Source organism: Ruegeria sp. K7, from assembly GCF_056531785.1.
Genome location: NZ_JBQFMJ010000008.1, coordinates 94,885 through 115,282, shown reverse-complemented (window position 1 = coordinate 115,282; position 20,398 = coordinate 94,885). Strand labels below are relative to the sequence as shown.

Annotated in this window: 20 protein-coding genes; 7 read left to right on the top strand and 13 right to left on the bottom strand. The window is 59.7% G+C overall.

The window, feature by feature from the left end; translation table 11 throughout:
- Positions 1–78: 78 nt before the first annotated feature.
- Both ACR0FE_RS14170 and rpiB read left to right on the top strand, forming a co-directional pair.
- A complete protein-coding gene (locus tag ACR0FE_RS14170; RefSeq protein ID WP_170614763.1) occupies positions 79–1,098 on the top strand; it encodes a ribose-phosphate pyrophosphokinase in 1,020 nt (339 codons plus the stop codon).
- Positions 1,099–1,165: 67 nt separating this feature from the next.
- Complete coding sequence (rpiB, locus tag ACR0FE_RS14165; RefSeq protein WP_170614764.1) at positions 1,166–1,615, top strand: ribose 5-phosphate isomerase B; 450 nt, start codon at positions 1,166–1,168, stop codon at positions 1,613–1,615.
- Between the two features lie 60 nt (positions 1,616–1,675).
- On the opposite strand, the gene ACR0FE_RS14160 is transcribed toward rpiB, so the two are convergent.
- From ACR0FE_RS14160 to ACR0FE_RS14130, 7 genes are all read right to left on the bottom strand, one after another.
- Positions 1,676–2,026, bottom strand: a complete 351-nt coding sequence (locus tag ACR0FE_RS14160) for an H-type lectin domain-containing protein (protein ID WP_170614765.1) — start codon at positions 2,024–2,026, stop codon at positions 1,676–1,678.
- A 117-nt stretch (positions 2,027–2,143) separates the two neighbouring features.
- Positions 2,144–2,554, bottom strand: a complete 411-nt coding sequence (locus ACR0FE_RS14155; protein WP_170817178.1) for a F0F1 ATP synthase subunit epsilon — start codon at positions 2,552–2,554, stop codon at positions 2,144–2,146.
- 12 nt (positions 2,555–2,566) lie between these two features.
- A complete protein-coding gene (gene atpD, locus ACR0FE_RS14150; RefSeq protein WP_170614767.1) occupies positions 2,567–3,991 on the bottom strand; it encodes a F0F1 ATP synthase subunit beta in 1,425 nt (474 codons plus the stop codon).
- 18 nt (positions 3,992–4,009) lie between these two features.
- Positions 4,010–4,888 carry a F0F1 ATP synthase subunit gamma gene (locus ACR0FE_RS14145; RefSeq protein ID WP_170614768.1) on the bottom strand — a complete coding sequence of 293 codons (879 nt, stop codon included), beginning with the start codon at positions 4,886–4,888 and terminating at the stop codon, positions 4,010–4,012.
- 12 nt (positions 4,889–4,900) lie between these two features.
- Entirely contained in the window at positions 4,901–6,439 is a 1,539-nt protein-coding gene (gene atpA, locus ACR0FE_RS14140; RefSeq protein WP_480913420.1) for a F0F1 ATP synthase subunit alpha, read from the bottom strand.
- Positions 6,440–7,000: a F0F1 ATP synthase subunit delta gene (locus ACR0FE_RS14135; protein ID WP_170614770.1), complete on the bottom strand. Its 561-nt coding sequence runs from the start codon at positions 6,998–7,000 to the stop codon at positions 6,440–6,442. It lies immediately after the preceding gene.
- Between the two features lie 313 nt (positions 7,001–7,313).
- Positions 7,314–8,048, bottom strand: a complete 735-nt coding sequence (locus ACR0FE_RS14130) for a methyltransferase domain-containing protein (RefSeq protein ID WP_170614771.1) — start codon at positions 8,046–8,048, stop codon at positions 7,314–7,316.
- A 61-nt stretch (positions 8,049–8,109) separates the two neighbouring features.
- Between ACR0FE_RS14130 and gloB the strand changes: the two genes are divergently transcribed.
- From gloB to ACR0FE_RS14115, 3 genes are all read left to right on the top strand, one after another.
- Positions 8,110–8,877, top strand: a complete 768-nt coding sequence (gloB, locus tag ACR0FE_RS14125) for a hydroxyacylglutathione hydrolase (protein ID WP_480913417.1) — start codon at positions 8,110–8,112, stop codon at positions 8,875–8,877.
- A 174-nt stretch (positions 8,878–9,051) separates the two neighbouring features.
- Positions 9,052–11,376 carry an ATP-dependent Clp protease ATP-binding subunit ClpA gene (gene clpA / locus ACR0FE_RS14120; protein ID WP_170680940.1) on the top strand — a complete coding sequence of 775 codons (2,325 nt, stop codon included), beginning with the start codon at positions 9,052–9,054 and terminating at the stop codon, positions 11,374–11,376.
- 78 nt (positions 11,377–11,454) lie between these two features.
- The gene (locus ACR0FE_RS14115) at positions 11,455–12,063 is read left to right on the top strand and encodes a DJ-1/PfpI family protein (protein WP_480913415.1); all 609 of its coding nucleotides are present in this window, start codon (positions 11,455–11,457) and stop codon (positions 12,061–12,063) included.
- Positions 12,064–12,073: 10 nt separating this feature from the next.
- Here the strand turns inward: ACR0FE_RS14115 and ACR0FE_RS14110 are convergent, their stop codons facing one another.
- From ACR0FE_RS14110 to ACR0FE_RS14100, 3 genes are all read right to left on the bottom strand, one after another.
- A complete protein-coding gene (locus ACR0FE_RS14110; protein ID WP_480913413.1) occupies positions 12,074–13,753 on the bottom strand; it encodes a peptidoglycan -binding protein in 1,680 nt (559 codons plus the stop codon).
- Positions 13,754–13,756: 3 nt separating this feature from the next.
- Complete coding sequence (locus ACR0FE_RS14105; RefSeq protein ID WP_170619555.1) at positions 13,757–14,935, bottom strand: biopolymer transporter ExbB; 1,179 nt, start codon at positions 14,933–14,935, stop codon at positions 13,757–13,759.
- Between the two features lie 69 nt (positions 14,936–15,004).
- A complete protein-coding gene (locus tag ACR0FE_RS14100; RefSeq protein ID WP_170680946.1) occupies positions 15,005–15,535 on the bottom strand; it encodes a gamma-glutamylcyclotransferase in 531 nt (176 codons plus the stop codon).
- Positions 15,536–15,602: 67 nt separating this feature from the next.
- Here ACR0FE_RS14100 and ACR0FE_RS14095 point away from each other — a divergent pair, with 67 nt between their 5' ends.
- Together ACR0FE_RS14095 and ACR0FE_RS14090 are read left to right on the top strand one after the other, a co-directional pair.
- The gene (locus ACR0FE_RS14095) at positions 15,603–16,604 is read left to right on the top strand and encodes a DUF2125 domain-containing protein (RefSeq protein ID WP_480913411.1); all 1,002 of its coding nucleotides are present in this window, start codon (positions 15,603–15,605) and stop codon (positions 16,602–16,604) included.
- Between the two features lie 58 nt (positions 16,605–16,662).
- Positions 16,663–17,520, top strand: coding sequence for an FkbM family methyltransferase (locus ACR0FE_RS14090; protein ID WP_480812323.1), 858 nt, complete (start codon positions 16,663–16,665; stop codon positions 17,518–17,520).
- Here the strand turns inward: ACR0FE_RS14090 and ACR0FE_RS14085 are convergent.
- The 3 genes from ACR0FE_RS14085 to hisC are packed head-to-tail and all read right to left on the bottom strand — an operon-like array spanning position 17,517 to position 20,361.
- Entirely contained in the window at positions 17,517–18,362 is an 846-nt protein-coding gene (locus tag ACR0FE_RS14085; RefSeq protein ID WP_170680952.1) for an extensin-like domain-containing protein, read from the bottom strand. The two genes, ACR0FE_RS14090 and ACR0FE_RS14085, sit on opposite strands and share 4 nt — an antisense overlap.
- The gene (locus ACR0FE_RS14080; RefSeq protein ID WP_170680954.1) at positions 18,359–19,279 is read right to left on the bottom strand and encodes a prephenate/arogenate dehydrogenase family protein; all 921 of its coding nucleotides are present in this window, start codon (positions 19,277–19,279) and stop codon (positions 18,359–18,361) included. Before ACR0FE_RS14080 ends, ACR0FE_RS14085 begins: the two co-directional genes overlap by 4 nt.
- The gene (gene hisC, locus ACR0FE_RS14075) at positions 19,276–20,361 is read right to left on the bottom strand and encodes a histidinol-phosphate transaminase (protein ID WP_480913409.1); all 1,086 of its coding nucleotides are present in this window, start codon (positions 20,359–20,361) and stop codon (positions 19,276–19,278) included. Before hisC ends, ACR0FE_RS14080 begins: the two co-directional genes overlap by 4 nt.
- Positions 20,362–20,398 lie beyond the last annotated feature (37 nt).

Genomic DNA, 20,398 nt, shown 5'->3' with positions numbered 1-20,398 from the left:
GGGACGGTAAGGCCATGCTAAGCGGTGTCAACATCACGAATCTGTCACATTGCCATTGCTGCCCGGGGACCTCAGCCGATGCCGACACTTCACGAACCCAAGCTAATCGCTGGGAACGCCAACCTTCCGCTTGCCAAAACCATAGCCCGCCGCATGAGCCTTTACCGCGGCGTCGATCAGGGGCTGGTCGATGCGCGGGTCGAACGGTTCAACGATGGCGAGATCTTCGTCGAGGTGTTCGAGAATGTGCGCGGCGAGGACATGTTCATCATCCAGCCGACCTCGAACCCGGCCAATGACAACCTGATGGAACTTCTGATCATCGCCGACGCGCTGCGTCGGTCGTCGGCCCAGCGGATCACTGCCGTGATCCCCTATTTCGGGTATGCCCGTCAGGACCGCCGCACAAAGGCGCGTACGCCGATCTCTGCCAAGCTGGTCGCCAACATGCTGACCGGTGCCGGAATCGAGCGGGTCCTGACCATGGACCTGCACGCGGCCCAGATTCAGGGTTTCTTCGATATTCCGGTGGACAACCTCTATGCCTCGCCGATCTTTGCCCTGGATGTGAAACACCAGTTCAAGGACAGCCTGGATGAAATCATGGTGGTGTCGCCCGACGTCGGCGGCGTGGCCCGTGCGCGCGAACTGGCCAAACGGATCAACGCCCCCCTGTCGATCGTGGACAAACGCCGCGAGAAAGCCGGTGAAGTGGCCGAGATGACCGTAATCGGCGACGTCAAGGACAAGATCTGCCTGATCGTGGACGACATGTGCGACACTGCCGGTACGCTTTGCAAAGCGGCGCAGGTGCTACTGGATAACGGCGCGAAAGAGGTTCACTCGTACATCACCCACGGCGTCATGAGCGGCCCGGCGGTCGAACGTGTGACCAACTCGGTCATGAAGTCGCTGGTGCTGACCGACACGATCCAGCCCACCGACGCAATCGCCAAGGCCAAGAACATCCGGATCGTCCCGACGGCACCGATCTTTACCCAGGCGATCCTGAACATCTGGAACGGCACAAGCGTTTCTTCGCTGTTCGAAGACAAGACACTGACACCAATCTACGAATCCCTGTATCAGATGAACTGACCGGAAAGGGGCGCCTGGACAGGGCCCATCTTTCTTACACGCGCATCTCAGAACGGACAGCCTTTTCATGACTGACAACAAACGCGTCGTCCTTTCCAGTGACCATGCCGCCATCGGACTGCGCCAGGCAATCGCCGCACATATCGCGGACGCCGGGTGGGAGGTCGTGGATATCGGCCCGACCACCCCGGAAAGCACACATTATCCCCTGCATGGCAAGGCCGCTGCCGAGCGCGTCGCCTCGGGCGATTGTGCTCTTGGCATCCTGTTGTGTGGCACCGGTCAGGGCATCATGATGGCGGCAAACAAGGTTCCGGGCATCCGTTGCGGTGTGTGTTCCGACACATTCTCAGCCAGGATGATCCGGCAGCACAATGATGCCAACATGCTGTCCATGGGCGCGCGCGTCATTGGCGAAGGTCAGGCGCTGGATATCGTGGACGCGTTTTTGGGGGCCGCGTTCGAAGGTGGCCGCCACGCAACACGCGTGGACATGATCGAAGGCACCGACGCGTAAGAAACGGGCTTCAGGTGAGCAGTTGACGACAAGAGCGCGGCTTCCGTTCTGAAGGAGCGCTCAGGATATATGCCAGTCATCCTCGTGCGGCACCTCGCCAATCGCGGTCCACGAGGCGCGGATGCGGGCAACGCGCGTATCCGACCAGGTGCGGAAGACGGCGCAGAACCCTTCGGGCGTAATGTTCTCGGCCTTGATTTCGGCGCGCAGCGCCGAGGACGTGTCCACATCCCACAGCGAAATGCCGATCTGTACCATCGGTGCCGAGCGAAACGGTTGGCTGAATGCAACTGTTGTCCGGCGTTCCCGCGCCCCCTCGCCTGTCCACATTTCACCGCCATTGGCAAAATCGGAAAACAACAGGGCCTCGCCTTGATCAATGCCAATCGGATGGGTTTGAAAAGTTTTCATTCTGTCGTCGTTGTTCTTGAATTCCCGCAACTTATTCCGGCATTCGGGCAAAAGCACGACAAAAAAACGGCCCCGCAAACGCGAGGCCGTTCTAATTCATAAGCGATCAAGCCCGCGTTACAGGCTCATATGCGTTCCAAGCGCTTCCATGTCGGCCAGCAGTTTGGCCGCGTCGTCGACGATGGTCTGATCGTCGCCACCTTTTGCCGCTTCGTGCGACTCGCGGGCCTCGGCGATCAGATCGTCGATATGCGCACGGGTCACTTCTGAAACCGGAATGGCCTTTTCGGCCAGAACCGACAAGCTGTCACCGTTGATCTGGGCAAACCCGCCGGTGACCAGATATTCGCTGGACCCTTCGGGCGCCTCAACCTTCAGCAGACCGGGGCGCAGTGTGGTGATGGTGGGGGCATGATCGGGCATTGCCGTCATGTCCCCGTCCGCGCCGGGAATCTGGACCGCCGTCACCGCGAGCGAAGCAAGGCTCCGCTCCGGGCTGACGAGGTCGAATTGCATCGTGTTTGCCATCAGGGTTTCTCCTTAGGCAGCCGCTGCAGCCATCTTCTCGGCCTTGGCGATCACGTCTTCGATGCCGCCGACCATCAGGAAGGCCGCTTCGGGCAGGTGATCGTATTCGCCGGCCACAACGGCCTTGAACGACGAGATGGTGACATCCAGAGGAACCTGAACACCCGGAGAACCGGTGAAGACTTCGGCCACGTCGAACGGCTGCGACAGGAAGCGTTCGATCTTACGGGCACGGGCCACGGTCAGCTTGTCCTCTTCCGACAGTTCGTCCATGCCGAGAATGGCGATGATGTCCTGCAGCGACTTGTAGCGCTGGAGGATCTGCTGAACGTCGGTCGCAACCTTGTAGTGCTCTTCGCCGACGATGGCCGGATCGAGCAGACGCGAGGTCGAGTCGAGCGGGTCAACCGCAGGGTAGATACCCTTTTCCGAGATCGCACGGTTAAGAACGGTAGTCGCGTCGAGGTGCGCAAACGAAGTTGCCGGCGCGGGGTCGGTAAGGTCGTCCGCGGGCACGTAGATCGCCTGAACCGAGGTGATCGAACCAGCTTTGGTCGAGGTGATGCGTTCCTGCAGGGCACCCATGTCGGTCGCCAGGGTCGGCTGATAGCCCACGGCCGAAGGAATACGACCCAGCAGAGCCGAAACCTCGGAACCCGCCTGCGTGAAGCGGAAGATGTTGTCGACGAAGAACAGAACGTCGGTACCGGACTGGTCGCGGAACTGCTCGGCCAGGGTCAAACCGGTCAGAGCAACACGCGCACGCGCTCCCGGAGGTTCGTTCATCTGACCGTAAACCAGGGCCACCTGCGATTCCGACAGGTTGTCCGGCTTGATAACGTTCGATTCGATCATCTCGTGGTACAGGTCGTTCCCTTCACGGGTCCGTTCACCAACACCCGCGAACACCGAGAAGCCCGAGTGCACTTTTGCGATGTTGTTGATCAGTTCCATGATCAGAACGGTTTTACCAACGCCGGCGCCGCCGAACAGGCCGATTTTACCGCCCTTTGCGTAGGGAGCCAGCAGGTCAACAACCTTGATGCCGGTGACCAGAACTTCCGACTCGGTCGACTGTTCCGCGAAGGTCGGTGCGGGCTGGTGGATCGCGCGCGCTTCTGTCGCCTCAACCGGGCCTTTTTCGTCGATCGGCTCGCCGACCACGTTCAGGATGCGGCCCAGAGTAGCGTTGCCGACGGGAACCGAGATCGGTGCGCCGGTGTCGGTCACTTCTTCACCACGGACCAGACCTTCGGTCGCGTCCATCGCGATGGTGCGGACAGTGTTTTCACCCAGGTGCTGAGCAACTTCCAACACCAGGCGCTTGCCGTTGTTGGTGGTTTCCAGCGCGTTCAGAATTTCAGGCAGCTGATCGTCGAAGTGCACGTCGACGACGGCCCCGATGATCTGTGTGACTTTGCCTTTTGCATTCGCCATGTTTCGTCTCCGGTTTTCTTACAGCGCTTCGGCGCCGGAAATAATTTCAATCAGCTCGTTGGTGATCACGGCCTGGCGCGAGCGGTTAAACTGGATCGTCAGCTTGTCGATCATTTCACCCGCGTTGCGTGTCGCGTTGTCCATCGCGGACATCCGTGCACCCTGTTCGGACGCTCCGTTTTCGAGCAGAGCCGAGAAGATCGCGGTCGCAACCCCCTTGGGCAGCAAGTCGGCCAGGATGGCCTCTTCGCTGGGCTCGTAGTCGAAAATGGCACCGCTGTCGTCACCTGCCGCTTCGTCCTCGAACGAGGCGGGGATGACCTGCTGTGCCGTCGGGATCTGGGTAACAACGTTGACGAACTTCGAGTAGAAGATCGTGGCAACGTCGAACTCTCCCCCGTCGAAACGAGACAGGACGTCCTTGGCGATGTCTTGCGCGTTGGAATACCCCAGACGCTTGACCTCGCTCAGGTCGATATGTCCAACGAACAGATCGCCAAAATCACGCTTGAGCGCGTCGCGGCCTTTCTTGCCGACGGTCAAAACTTTGACCGTCTTGCCATTCAGGCGCAGCTCTTCCGCCTTTTGGCGGGCCAGCTTGGCGATGTTCGAGTTGAAGCCGCCACACAGGCCGCGTTCAGCTGTCATCACAACCAGCAGATGGACATCATCACTGCCCGTACCCCGGAGCAGCTTGGGGGCGCTGTCGCTGCCCCCGACCGAAGCCGCCAGCCCCGCCATCACGGCATTGAACCGCTCGGCATAGGGGCGCGAGGCTTCGGCAGATTCCTGGGCGCGGCGCAGTTTTGCTGCCGCGACCATCTGCATGGCCTTGGTGATCTTGCGGGTCGATTTGACCGACTCGATCCTGTTTTTTAGGTCCTTCAGACTAGGCATCGGAACCCCCTATCAAGCGAAGGTTGCGGCGTATTCGTCGATCGCTGCCTTGATCTTGTCGGACGCGTCGCCTTTGACCTTCGGATCTTCGTCGGTGATCCACTTCAGCAGGTCGGCGTGCTTGCCGCGCAGGTGCGCCAGCAGACCGGCCTCGTAGCGGCCAACATCCGATACGTCGATCTTGTCGAGGTAGCCGTTGGTGCCTGCGAAGATGACGCAGACGATTTCCGCGTTGGTCAACGGCGAGTACTGCGGCTGCTTCATCAGCTCGGTCAGACGCGCACCACGGTTCAGCAGCTGTTGGGTCGCGGCGTCAAGGTCGGAACCGAACTGCGCGAACGCAGCCATTTCGCGGTACTGGGCCAGTTCCAGTTTAACCGGACCGGCGACCGACTTCATCGCGTTGGTCTGGGCCGACGAGCCCACACGCGAAACCGACAGACCGGTGTTCACGGCAGGACGGATGCCTTGGTAGAACAATTCGGTTTCAAGGAAGATCTGACCGTCGGTGATCGAGATCACGTTGGTCGGAATAAACGCCGAAACGTCACCACCCTGAGTTTCGATAACCGGCAGAGCGGTCAGCGAGCCTGCACCGAAGTCCTCGTTCAGCTTCGCCGAACGTTCCAGCAGGCGGGAGTGGAGGTAGAAAACGTCACCAGGATAGGCTTCACGTCCGGGCGGACGGCGCAGCAGCAGCGACATCTGACGATAGGACACGGCCTGTTTCGACAGGTCATCATAGATGATCAGCGCGTGGCGGCCGTTGTCACGGAAGTACTCGGCCATCGCGGTCGCGGCGTAAGGCGCCAGGAACTGCATCGGTGCCGGGTCGGACGCGGTTGCGGCCACAACGATCGAGTATTCGATGGCGCCGGATTCTTCCAGTTTCTTCACCAGCTGCGCAACGGTCGAACGCTTTTGGCCGATCGCAACGTAAACGCAATACAGCTTCTTCGACTCGTCGTCGCCTGCTGCGTCGTTGTAGACTTTCTGGTTCAGGATGGTGTCCAGAGCAACGGCGGTTTTGCCGGTCTGACGGTCACCAATGATCAGTTCCCGCTGGCCGCGGCCGATCGGGATCATCGCGTCAACCGATTTCAGACCGGTTGCCATCGGCTCGTGCACCGATTTACGCGGGATGATGCCCGGGGCTTTCACGTCTGCAATGCCGCGCTTGGAAGCGTTGATCGGGCCTTTGCCGTCCAGCGGGTTGCCCAGACCGTCAACAACGCGACCCAGCAGTTCGTCACCGATCGGAACGTCAACGATCGAGTTGGTGCGCTTGACGGTGTCACCTTCTTTGATGTCACGGTCGGAACCGAAGATAACGACACCGACGTTGTCGCTTTCCAGGTTCAGCGCCATGCCCATGATGCCACCGGGGAATTCGACCATCTCACCGGCTTGCACATTGTCCAGGCCGTATACACGGGCAATCCCGTCACCGACGCTCAGCACGCGGCCGATCTCGGCCACTTCGGCTTCCTGACCAAAATTCTTGATCTGGTCCTTCAGGATTGCAGAAATCTCTGCAGCTTGGATTCCCATTTATCCGACCTCTTTCATTGCATTCTGTAGGGAGTTCAGCTTCGAACGGATCGAACTGTCGATCATTTTCGAGCCCACTTTAACGACAAGACCGCCGATGAGGCTTTCATCAACGGTCGCATTGATTGTCACGGTCTTGCCCACACGCTCGGACAGCGTTTTGGACAGTTTTTCCATTTGCGTCTTGGTCAGCGCCTTGGCCGAGGCGACATCGGCGGTCACTTCGCCGCGCTCGTCCGCCAGCATATCGCGCAGAACCTGCACCAGCTGCGGCACAACGAACAGGCGACGCTTTTGCGCCATCAGGCCCAGCGTGTTCTGCAGGATGGAGTTCAGCCCCATCTTGGCGGCAATTGCGGTGATTGCGCCTTCCTGTTCGGCGCGGGAAACCAGAGGCGAGGCGATCAGGTCGCGCAAATCTGCGCTTTCGCCCAAAGCTGCTGCCAGATCATTGATGCCGGTTTCCAGACCTGCGAGGTCATTATTCTCTTTGGCAATCTCGAAGATTGCGGTGGCATAGCGCTCGGCGATGCCTGTGGAAATCGAAGCTGGTTCGGACACGTCCACCCTTCCGATATTTTGGGCCCCGAATTCGCGTGCGGCAGCTACCCCGGGGGCGTGAAGAAACCCCGTCCTTGTAGGGCGGGGATCAAAATCACCGGGGATGTAGCAGAGGTGTTCCAACCTCGCAATATAGTATAGTGATTACGATGTTATCCACAAATTGTTTGATTTCATACACTTACGCAAAGTGCGACCCTTTGGACACGTCTGAATGGGTGAAAAATGTTACCAAATTGCAGCTTTTGGCGATTCCTGTGGCCTATTTCCCTCAGATTTAGGCACCAGACATGGGTGTCCATCACCCGTTCTGTCAGGCCGGCTTGAGCAGGCCGTCCAGCGCTTTGATCGGGCGTTTGACCGCATCTTTGGTCACGGTGCCACTTGGCGGCCGGATAAGCTTGGTCGCCTCGACCATGAGAACGCCACCCGCCATAATTGTCGGCAGACGTTGCCCTGTCTTTTCGATCAGATTGCCGGATTTCAACCAGAACCGTCGATAGGATGGCGGCATGTAAAGAGCCGAGCAATGCGTTTCCGGGACGAAATGATGGGCCTTGAGCTGGGATTCCAGCTGCGATGCGGAATACGGGCGACCAAACCCGAACGGTGTCCGGTCGGACCGCGACCACAGACCCGCCCTGTTGGGCACGACAAACAGGATACGCCCCCCCGGCCCCAACACGCGCCAGCATTCCTCCAGCAACTGGGTCGGACGCTCAGAGGTTTCCAGACCGTGCATAACCACCAGCTTGTCCACGTGACCGGTTTCGATGGGCCAAAGCGTCTCTCCGGTTAGGACAGAGACGTTGGGCATTCCTGCAGGCCAGGGCATCACACCCTGTGGGCCGGGCATCAGCCCGATCACGCGCCGCGCATCCTTCAGATAGGGGCGCAGCAAGGGCACGGCGAATCCAAACCCGACAACAGTCTGCCCCTTGGCCTCGGGCCACAGCTCGACCATTCGACCACGGATCGCCGCCTGCGCGGCACGTCCCAAAGTGCTGCGGTAGTAGAAATTCCTCAGATCCTGCACATCAAGATGCATTGCGGACACCCGGTCAATCGGCTTAGCTGTCGGCAGTCTAGCAACGAAAGGGCAAAAGGCCATGCCTCTTGAGATCGTCACCATCCCATGCCTCAGCGACAATTACGCCTTTCTGGCGCATGATGCGGCCAGTGGCCAGACCGCATTGATCGACGCGCCTGAACCTGGACCGATCCTGACCGCGCTTGACGCCCGCAACTGGAAATTGTCTCATGTCCTGCTGACCCATCACCACTGGGATCATGTGGATGGTCTGGCCGGAATCCTCGAACATCACCCGGCCAAATTGATCGGAGCCGCCGCTGACGCCCATCGTCTGCCGCCTCTGGATTTGCAGGTGCGCGAAGGCGATACTTTCGAAATCGGCGGCGAACCGGTTCATGTGCTGGACGTCTCGGGCCATACGATCGGACATATCGCGTTTTACATGCCGGAGAGCACGGCTGTGTTCACAGCAGACAGCCTGATGGCCTTGGGCTGCGGCCGTCTGTTCGAAGGCACACCTGCGCAAATGTGGGCTTCGCTTGGCAAACTGGCCGCCCTGCCCGACGAGACGATCGTCTGTTCCGGTCACGAATACACACAATCCAATGCAAAGTTCGCGATCACAGTCGACCCGGACAACGCGGCGCTGCAGCAGCGCACACAGGATATCGACCGCGCAAGGGCTGCCGGCGAGCCAACTGTTCCGTCGACTCTGGCGCTTGAGAAGGCCACAAATCCGTTTCTGCGGGCCACGGATCCGGGGATCAAGACTCAACTGGGGATGGAAAATGCCGATCCTGTATCGGTATTTGCCGAAATTCGGGCTAGAAAAGACCGGTTTTAGGACCTATTTGCCCCACGTCACGGTCACGGTCACACGAAATGTGACTGTCAAGAGTAAGAAAACCCTTGAAGCCGCGCCACGATCAACCAAACTCTAATAGTATGAGGACATGGTTGGGATGGGGATCCGACCTTTAACGCGCCCCCTTCTGACCCAAGACAGAGGAGCACCCGCGTGCCTTCATTCTCGAGCACATTAGAACAAGCCATTCACGCGGCCCTGGCTGCGGCGAACGAACGGCGACATGAATTTGCAACGCTGGAGCATCTGCTGCTGGCGCTGCTGGAAGAACCTGATGCAGTGCGCGTGATGAAGGCGTGCAGCGTCGATCTGGATGAGTTGCGCAGCACCCTTGTCGAGTTCATCGACGAGGATCTGTCAAATCTGGTGACGGATATTGACGGATCCGAGGCGGTGCCGACCGCAGCCTTCCAGCGTGTCATCCAGCGCGCGGCGATTCACGTTCAAAGCTCTGGCCGGACCGAAGTCACCGGGGCCAACGTTCTGGTCGCCATCTTCGCCGAACGCGAAAGCAACGCGGCCTATTTCCTGCAGGAGCAGGACATGACCCGCTATGACGCGGTGAACTTCATCGCACATGGCGTGGCCAAGGATCCTGCCTATGGTGAAAACCGTCCCGTTTCCGGCGCGGATCAGGTTGAGGAAGAGGTTCAGTCTAGCGCGGGTGAAGGCGAACAAAAGGAAAGCGCGCTGGGCAAGTATTGCATCGATCTGAACGCCAAATCGCGGGCTGGAGATGTCGATCCGCTGATCGGGCGCGCAGATGAGGTCGAACGCTGCATCCAGGTGCTGTGCCGCCGTCGCAAGAACAACCCGCTGCTGGTGGGTGATCCGGGTGTAGGCAAAACAGCCATCGCCGAGGGTCTGGCGCATAAGATCGTCGCGGGTGAAGCGCCGGATGTTCTGGCCAACACCACGATCTACTCGCTCGACATGGGTGCGTTGCTGGCCGGAACCCGATACCGCGGTGATTTCGAGGAGCGTCTCAAGGCTGTCGTGACCGAGTTGGAAGACCATCCTGACGCGGTCTTGTTCATCGACGAGATTCACACCGTGATCGGTGCCGGCGCCACGTCGGGCGGCGCGATGGACGCGTCGAACCTGCTGAAACCTGCACTGCAGGGCGGCAAGCTGCGTACCATGGGCTCGACCACGTATAAGGAGTTCCGCCAGCATTTCGAGAAGGACCGCGCGCTGAGCCGCCGTTTCCAGAAAATCGACGTGAATGAGCCTTCGGTCGAGGACAGCGTGAAGATTCTGCGCGGTCTGAAACCCTATTTCGAAAAGCATCACGAGATCAAATATACCGCTGATGCGATCAAAACCGCTGTGGAACTGTCGGCGCGCTATATCAATGACCGCAAACTGCCCGACAAGGCGATCGACGTGATCGACGAGGCCGGCGCGGCCCAGCATCTGGTCGCGGAAAGCAAACGCCGCAAGACCATCGGTGTGAAAGAGATCGAAGCGGTGGTCGCCAAGATCGCCCGCATTCCGCCCAAGAACGTCACCAAGGATGATGCCGAGGTTCTCAAAGACCTCGAAGCTTCGCTGAAACGAGTGGTGTTTGGTCAGGACGAAGCCATCGAGGCGCTGTCCAGCGCGATCAAACTGGCACGCGCGGGTTTGCGTGAGCCTGAAAAGCCAATCGGCAATTACCTGTTCGCCGGCCCGACCGGTGTGGGTAAAACCGAGGTTGCGAAACAGCTGGCCGATACGCTGGGTGTGGAACTGCTGCGGTTCGACATGTCCGAATACATGGAGAAACATGCGGTTTCCCGTCTGATCGGTGCGCCTCCGGGCTATGTCGGGTTCGACCAGGGCGGTCTGTTGACCGACGGCGTCGACCAGCATCCGCATTGCGTCCTGCTGCTGGATGAGATCGAGAAAGCGCACCCGGACGTGTTCAACATCCTGTTGCAGGTGATGGACCACGGTGAGTTGACCGATCACAACGGCCGCACGGTGAATTTCCGCAACGTGGTCTTGATCATGACCTCGAACGCGGGCGCGCAGGAACAGGCCAAAGCCGCCATTGGCTTTGCCCGTGATCGCCGCGAGGGCGAGGACACCGCCGCAATCGAGCGCATGTTCACGCCGGAATTCCGCAACCGTCTGGATGCGGTGATCTCGTTCGCGCCGCTGCCGAAAGAGGTCATCCTGCAGGTGGTCGAGAAGTTCGTCCTGCAGCTTGAGGCGCAGCTTTTGGATCGCGGCGTCTCGATCGATCTGACCCCCAACGCAGCCGAATGGCTGGCCGACAAGGGTTATGACGACAAGATGGGGGCCCGCCCGTTGGGACGGGTTATTCAGGAGCACATCAAGAAACCGCTGGCCGAGGAACTGCTGTTCGGAAAACTCGCCAAGGGCGGTGTGGTCCGCGTATCCGTCAAGGACGGCGAACTTGATCTGGAAATCCTCGGCCCCGATCAGCCGCGTATTCCGGGCGACAAACCTCCGCTGCTGACGGCCGATTGACCCTAAGAATGAAACGACAGCCATCGCCTGCCAACCCAAATTGGCAGGCGATTTTCGTTCAAAGGACAGGAGACAGGGATGCGCAAAATCGGCGCTTTGATTTTTCCCGGGTTTGAGTTGCTGGATGTGTTCGGCCCGATGGAGATGTTCGGCCTGCTCACCGATGACTTCACCCTGGAGCTTGTCGCGGAAACCAGTGGGCCGGTTGAAAGCAATCAAAAGCTGAAGGCCTTTGCCGACACGACGATCGACGCGGCGCAGGGCTATGACATTCTTTTTGTGCCGGGCGGAGCCGGCACCCGCAAGGAAGTCAACAACTCACGCTTGTTGGATTGGATTGCGGACAGTTCGGATAAGGCGGAATTCACCTTGAGCGTATGCACTGGCAGCGCCCTTCTTGCTAGGGCCGGGGTATTGGACAACCGGCGCGCCACGACCAACAAGGCGGCCTTTTCGTGGGTCAGCGCCCAAGGGCCCGACGTGGAGTGGGTTCCCCGGGCCAGATGGGTTGAAGACGGGCCATTCCTGACCTCATCCGGCGTTTCCGCCGGAATGGATATGGCCCTGGGTGCCATTGCCCGGATGCAAGGAATGGATGTAGCCGAAAAGGTGTCGGTGTGGTGTGAGTATACCTGGCACAAGGACAAGACCCGCGATCCGTTTGCCCGCGTGCATGGGCTGACGTGATGTAAAGGGATCAGCGCTCGGTCAGTTTCAGCTCGATCCGCCGGTTCTGGGCGCGGGCTTCGGGCGTATCTGACGGATTGACGGGCTGGAATTCACCAAAGCCGTTTGCGGCAAGCCGGTCTGGCGGGATGCCCAGCGCGTCGACCATGTAGCGAACAACGGACAAGGCGCGCCCCTGGCTGAGTTCCCAGTTGTCCTGATACCGCCCTGTCCCGGCCAGCGGCACGTTGTCGGTGTGCCCGTCCACCCGAATGACCCAGTTCAAACCTTCAGGGATTTCCGCCGCCACGCTGCGCAGGATATTGGCCACCTTGGCGACCTCCAATTGCCCTTCCGAGGAAAGGACGGCCGAGCCGGTGTCGAACAGAACCTCGGATGAAAACACGAACCGGTCGCCTTCGATCCGTACGCCTTCCTGATCCCCAAGAACCTCGCGCAGGCGACCGAAGAACTCGGACCGGTACCGTTGCAGATCTTCCGCCTGCGCCGCCAGTTGCTGGTTCTGACCCGACAGCGCTTCGGCTTCGGCCTCAAGCCGTATCCGCTCGGCCTCTTCCAGCAAGCGGCGACGGCGTTCTTCCGAGGCCGCCCGCGCCAGAGCGGCGTTCAGGTCCTGCCCCAGTGTCTGGATGCGAATGTTGGCCGATGCGTTACGCTCTTCGTAGTCATCCAGCAGGGCCTGCAACGATCCAAGCTGCCCGCGCAGTGCAGCCATCTGTTGATTCAAAAGCGCCGTTTGCCGCTGCGCTTCTGCAGAGATTTCTTTTTCATCCGCAATCGTGTTGCGTGCCACTGCCAGCAATGTTGCCCGCTCTTCTGCCAGTGTCTTCTGCGCCTCGGCATCCTCTTGCGCCTGGGTCTGCGCGGCCAGTGCGGCCTTGAGTTGCGCCTTCAATTCTTCCGGATCCAGATTGCCAAAGCGACGCTCCAGCTCGGCCTTGGCCGCCTGCGCCGCGGCGAGCAGGGTCAGAGTATCCTCGGCGTCCTTGCGCTGCGCCTCAAGTGCCAGGGTCATCGCCGTCAGCTCGGCATCGGCGTCCTGAAGACGGTTGCGCAGGTTTTCGGCGGCGGCGGATTCGGCCAGTTTCGCGGCCTCTTCCGCACTCAGCGTTTCTTCAAGTTCAGCGATCCGGCTGCTTTGAGTTGCATCGCTCGCCTCAAGATCGGCAACGAGTGCTTCCAGCGCTTCCCGGCGGGCGGCAGCCAAACGGGCAGCTTCGGCCTGCGCGTCGATTTCGGCCCGGCGTTGGGCGAGCGCAAGGTTCAGGGCCTCCTGTTCGCTCAGCAATTCCTCGCGCTGGGATTGAAGATCAGCAATCGCCCCGCGCGCCTGTTCCTGATCCACCAGCAGAGCCGCGACCTGAGCCTCAAAATCCGTGATCCGGGTCTGTGCCTGTGACAGGTCATCTTCGGCCTGCGTCAAGGTCGCGTTCAGCGCACCCAGACGGGCCTGCAAACGACTGTTTTCACGCTCTTCCAGTCCCAGTGCGCCCGCCAAAGCGGCGACTTCGTCGGACAGGGCCGTCAGCTCATCCTCCTGCCCCGAAATCGTTTCGCGCAGGACGAATTGCACCACCATGAAGATGGTCAGAACGAAGGTCAGAACCATCAGCAGCCCGGTCATCGCATCCACAAAGCCCGGCCAGACCGAACCCTGGAAACGTTGACCTGTGCGGCGGGACAGAGCCATGGCTTACTCGCCTTCCGGTGTGCTGCGCACGGCGCCCTTGGGCAGGGTCAGCGCCCTGACCAGCAATTCGATATCCTTGCGCATCTCGTTCATGCTTTCCTGACGGCCAGCCGAAATTTCCTCGAGGATACGCAGCAGCTGCACGTCCATCGACCGCAGGCGCATCCGGCTTTCGGCGTCGATCCCGTCGCCGGCGCCATGTTCGCGCATGTGATCCAGCAGCGCGTCCTGACCAAGGGCCACGCGTTCCAAAGCAGATGTCACACCTTCGGTTTCAGACTGCCGCTGGTTCATGTCCCCGATGGTTCGAACCAGCTGACCCATCTTGGCCGAAAGGTCGGCGCGGTCAGCTTCCTGCGCGGAAAACAGATCCTGCAGCGCATTCATCTGTTCGGACATTGCATCCAGAACCGGCGTCAGAACCGCGATTTCTGCGCCGCCTTCTTCACTTGCCGCGAACCCGACGCGGGTGATCGATGACAGCCATTCCTCAAGCTCGCGATAGAACCGGTTTTGGCCGTGCCCGGCAAAGAGTTCCAGCAGGCCAACGATCAAGGAGCCAGCCAACCCAAGCAGCGAGGATCCAAATGCGACGCCCATACCCTGCAACTGCGCCTCGAGCCCGGTCATCAGCCGGTTGAACACCGCCAACCCTTCTTCGCCTTCCTGCGGGTTCAGGCTGCGGATGGTGTCGACTATGGCCGGAACGGTGGTGGCAAGGCCAAAGAATGTACCCAGAAGGCCAAGGTAAATTAGGACGTTGGTGATATAGCGTGTGATCTCACGCTCTTCCTCGACCCGTTCGGCGACGGAATCCAGAATTGACCGGGTTGAACTGGAACTGATCTGCGACCGCGCACCGCGTTCGCGCAGCAGCGAGGCCAGCGGTGCCAAAAGCTGCGGTGTCCGGGCATCCTCGCGCACAACACCGCCGACAAATGCCTCGATCCAGCGGACGGAGCCGATCAGCTGCCCCACCTGATAGAAACAGGCCAGAACGCCGATGACGAAAACAAGCAGAATGAACCCGTTCAGATAGGGGTTCGCCTGAAACACCGGCAGCACGTATGGCAGCGCCATGAACACACCCAGCCCTGACAGGCCAATCGCGATCAACATCATCACGATCTGTCGGATGGGATGCGAGAAATGGGGTCTCGCGCCCTGATGTGCCTGCGCCATGCGCGTCATTCCCGGTTTTTGCCTGCTCTGCGCTGAATCTAGCGAACTTCCGCCGGTGACGCCAAGGGTTTATGCGGTAATGCTGCGCACCCGTTGCGACAACCACTCAAGATCGGGATCGCGCAGACCGATCTCGGCCAGATGTTCAGTCGTATTGTACAGATACTCGGTGTTCGGACCGCGCCCGCCGACGGCATGGGCGATAATCTGAGCTTGTTCTTCCAAGGGCATGCCACCGCAATACTGCACATGGGCTTCGTCGATCACATAGGTCACGGCATTCACCACCGTACCGCAGTCCAGATGCACATCCAGCATCTTCTCGACATAGGCCGAGGAAATCAGTTCGCGCTCGCGCAGTTCGTGCAGGGTGCGTTCTTCGTGCCCCGTTTCGACCGCCAGTGCCAGACCCTTGCAATGGGCGTCGGTCTGCTCGTCCAGCGCCAGCACCAGACCCGGGTTGTCCTCGGTTCCGCGGTGGTGGATGGAGCTCATGCAGAAAGAGCGTGCATATCCATGCAAGGTTGCGCGTTCGCTGCGTGCCACCGGGAACCCCGGATTCCACAGCAGCGATCCATATCCGAAAACCCACATCGTCATTACACTGGTCCTTGCCCGTTTGCGCCTATAAACATCAAATCCGACGCAGGAAAAAGGGCCATTTGTCATGCGCCGTCTGATACGAGTACTCATATTTGTTGCCGTTGCCTGGAGTGCCTATTGGTTCATCGCCGGTTACGGGCTGCGCAGCGCGATAACCGCCTGGTTCGACAAGCAACAGAAACTGGGTTGGCAGGCCGATTTTTCCGAAGTCGCAACAGCGGGTTACCCGACGCATCACGTGACCCGGCTGAACAACCCGGGGCTGGCCGATCCGGTCAACGGCACCGCCTGGAGCGCCGACTGGATCGAGTTCGAAAGCCCTGCGATCTGGCCCGGTCGGCAGGTGCTGCGGTTTGCGGATACGCCCCAACGGCTGTCCTATTTCGACCAGACGGCGACCGTTCAGGCAACGGATTTGCAGGCAGAACTGCAATTGCAGCCGGGTGTCGCACTTGTTCTGGAAAAGATGGCCCTGACTGCGGACAAGTGGATTGTCGCTGGCGAAGCTGCTGCGGTGGCCGGTGGTGAAACCCTTGATCTGCTTATGGAACAGTCCGGCCAGCCCGAAGCATACAAGGTCAGCGCCCGGATCGACGGCTTTCGTCCCGGCATGGATCTGCGCGACCTCATGCGGTCGGCCACATCGCTGCCGCAGGCATTTGAAACGCTGGCGATTGACATGACCGTCACCTTTGACAAGCCCTGGGACCGTTCTGCGCTTGAGGAAAGCAGGCCGCAGCCGGTAGCCATCGATCTGAGGCTGGCGGAAATCAGATGGGGTGAGTTGCGCCTGTTTGCTGCTGGCGAGCTGGATGTTGACGCGCAGGGCATTCCAACCGGCGAAATCGCCATCAAGGCGGAAAACTGGCGCGACATGATCGCCATGGCCAACGCCGCCGGTGCCTTGCCGGATCAGGCGGTTGATCCGGTCACGCGGGCGCTGAACTTTATGGCCGGTTTGGGCGGAAATCCGAATGCGCTGGACCTACAGCTCAATTTCCGCGACGGTTTCGTGGCACTGGGCCCCTTGCCCCTGGGACCTGCACCCCGATTGATATTGCGGTGATGCCCGGCGATACCTTGGGCAGACACGAAACAGAATTCAGCGCTTACGGGAACGGTCAATGGGACTAAGAACACTCATTTCCAATCGGATTTCGAACTGGGCGCTGGGACACAAGAAGATCAGGCGCGAACTGCTGCGGCAGTTGTGGACAGATGACGTTCTGTTCTTTCGCAATTTCGACGATCACAGCCTGGTCTATTACCCTCATGATGTCATTGGAGAACACCTGACGAAATTCGGTGAGTTCAGTCGCGAACCGGTGCGTGAACTGGCCGAATATCTGACCCGTTCGGGCCAGCCCCCGGAAGGCGGTTCCGTGCTGGAGGTCGGTGCAAATATCGGTACACACACAGTTTATTTCTTCAGGGATCTGCACTGCAACTCGGTCGTTGCAATCGAACCCGACCCCGAAAACCACGAATTGCTGTGCCGGAACGTTCAGATCAACGACCTGAACGATAAAGTGACCATTCTGCGCGTTGGCGCATCTGACAAAAGCGGGCAGTTGCCCTTCGTCACAAGTGAACTGAACCGGGGCGGTTCGAAAATCGGAGAGGCGCAGGATAATGCGATCATGGTGGATGTGACCACCGTTGATTCACTTCTCGAGACCCAAGCCCAATCGCTTCAGGATCTTCGTTTAATCTGGATCGACGTCGAAGGGCATGAATTGCAGGTCCTGCAAGGCGCACTGCGAACCCTGGGCGAAGTCAAACCCCCGGTCTATTTGGAATACACCCCCAAAAAGGATGCCTCCGAAAACGAAAAGCTGCGGGATATTCTGTTTGAGGCCTATGATCACGTCGTTGATTTTGCGAACGGTCAAAAGGTTCTGACCCGTGAGAGTTTCAATCACATCCACGCACAGACCGATCTGCTGGCAATGAACCTGAAATCGCAAGCGCGCCGGAACTAGCGGCAGAACGTACCGCTGCGGTACCGCGCCGTGTCCAGGTGGAAATGATCGCGGTGATACCTGTCCGAGTTTGGTCCCAGCACGGTTCCGAACGGGCCACAGGCACCGCGCCAAACCTTGATCAGCTGCTTTTGCGAGGGGTTTTTGCGCCAACCGTTCAAAACCGTCACAACCTCACCATCGGCCATTGTGAAACCCGAGATGTCGATGGCACGCCCCTTGCCGTGTTCCGAAATCCGGGCACCTTTTTGGCTGTTGCGCGTGCGGCAGGCGTAATGGGCCGCCACCTGCAACTCGACTACCGGACCACGTCTTTTGAAGGTGGGAATGACGGCTTTGTCGACCCATTTGTTGAGCGCGATCGCCGTGCCGCAATCCATCGTCGACGGGCGGCTGAGCGCGACACCCGAAACTGATGTGATCTGGACCGCATCCTTGATCCCGCAGGCCTTGATCTTACCCGACACCCTGCCCACCGCTTTGCCCTGAATGGCGATGTCACCGCAAACTGACCCCTTGCGCAGTTTGCGTTTCTTCAGAAAAGCCTGTTGCTCCAACTCTTTGGGGCGCAGGTACGGCATCAGTGACGTGTCCGGTCCCAGCAGCGGCAGATCCGAAGGTCGCGCAGCAGCGGCCAAAACCTGAGGCGATTCCGGACGTGTTTGGGGCCGCATCTCTGACAGCGCCGCAACGGTTGCTGCCGCTTTGGAAATCACTGCGCCCCCTGAAAAAGCCGCCGGGCGTGTCAATGGAAACAGCGATTGTTCTGGTGGCGCAGCCGTGGTTGCGGTGGCGATCAACACCGCAGTTCCGACCAGTATGCGCCCCCAGATCTTTGTCATGAATGGGCCTTGCCACGTCCAAAGTCGGGCGCGTCCGTATCCTGACCCGCGTCGATGATGCCGCGTCGGATCGCGCGGGTGCGGGTGAAGTAATCGAACAGATGCTCGCCATCCCCGGTGCGGATCGCACGTTGCAGGGCAAAAAGTTCTTCGGTAAAGCGCCCGAGAATTTCCAGCGTCGCATCCTTGTTGGTCAGAAACACATCGCGCCACATAGTCGGATCAGACGCTGCAATCCGGGTGAAATCCCGGAAACCGGCTGCCGAGTACTTGATCACCTCGCTATCTGTGACCCGCCGCAGATCGTCCGCGACGCCCACCATCGTATAGGCAATCAGGTGCGGCGCATGAGAGGTCACGGCCAGAACCAGATCGTGATGGTCGGCATCCATTTCATCAACGTTCGAGCCCATCCCCTCCCACAGGGCACGCAGCCGGGTAACGGCTTCAGGGTCAGCGTCTTCCACCGGCACCAATAGGCACCAGCGATTGTCGAACAGTTCCGCAAACCCGGCTTCGGGGCCGGAATGCTCGGTTCCGGCCAATGGGTGGGCGGGAATGAAATGCACGCCATCGGGAACGTGCGGTGACACGGCCTGAATAACGTGGCGCTTGACCGAACCGACATCCGTCACGGTGGCACCCGGTTTCAGAACCGGCGCGATATCCTGCGCAACAGCTTCCATCGCACCAACGGGAACGCACAGCACCACCAGATCGGCCCCTTCAACGGCCTCGCGCGCCGTGTCGCACACGCGGTCGCACAATCCGATGCGCCGCGCCGTATCGCGTGTGGCTTCGGACCTTGCATAGCCCGTCACTTCGCCGGCCAGACCGGCGCGCTTGATGGCCCAGAACATCGAGGAAGCGATCAGACCCAGCCCGATCAGCGCCACACGGTCATATATCTGGCTCATGCTGCGCCCCCTTTGAACGCGGTGATTGCTGCCACGACACGGCGGCAGGCCTCTTCATCGCCAACGGTGATCCGCAGCGCGTTCGGCAGGTTGTAGCCTGCAACCCGCCGAACAATCAAACCCTGGGTTTTCAGGTAGTCGTCGCAGGCCTCGGCTTCGGCCTGATCAGCAAAGCGCGCCAGGATGAAATTGGTGCAAGACCGGTCTGACGGAACGCCGATCTTCGCCAGTTCATCCGACAGCCAAACGCGAAAGCGGGCGTTCTCGGTCTGGCAAAACGTCATGTAATCGGTGTCCCGCACCGCCGCTTCTGCCGCGGCCAGCGCAGTCTGCGACAGGTTGAAGGGCTGGCGTACTCGGTTGAGCACATCGATGATCGGCTGCTGCGCGTACCCCCAGCCGACACGCAGCCCGCCCAGACCGTAGATCTTGGAAAAGGTCCGCGTCATGATCACATTTTCAAAACGGTCCACCAATGCCGCGCCGCCATCAAACCCATCGACAAACTCGGCGTAGGCGCCATCAACCACCATCAGGCAGCTTTCGGGCAGGTTTTCCGCCAATCTCGTCAGTTCGGCCTCGGAAATCATGGTCGAAGTCGGATTGCCTGGATTGGTGACAAAAACGATCCGTGTGCGTTCGGTGACCGCCGCCAGAATGGCGTCCACATCGACCGTGCGATCCGTTTCAGCCACCATGACCGGGTCCGCGCCGACCATACGGGCGATGATCGGGTACATGGAAAACCCATGCTCGGTATGGATCACCTCATCGCCCGGTCCCGCATAGGCCTGCGCCACGAACTGAAGAACTTCGTCGCTGCCGACGCCACAGATGATCCGCGCCGCATCCAGCCCGTTCCGCTCGCCGATTGCACTGCGCAGACTGGCATGATCCGTGCTAGGATAGCGATGCAGCATGGCAGCAGTTTCCCGAACGGCCTCAATCGCCTTTGGGCCCGGACCAAAGGGGTTTTCGTTGGAACTCAGCTTGATGACATCCGCCACGCCTTTGATATGCGACTGGCCGCCCTGATACAGCGCGATGTCCATGATGCCGGGTTGCGGGGTAATCTTGGTCATGAGGGGCTCCGTTATCCGAGCCCCTCATACCCGTCTC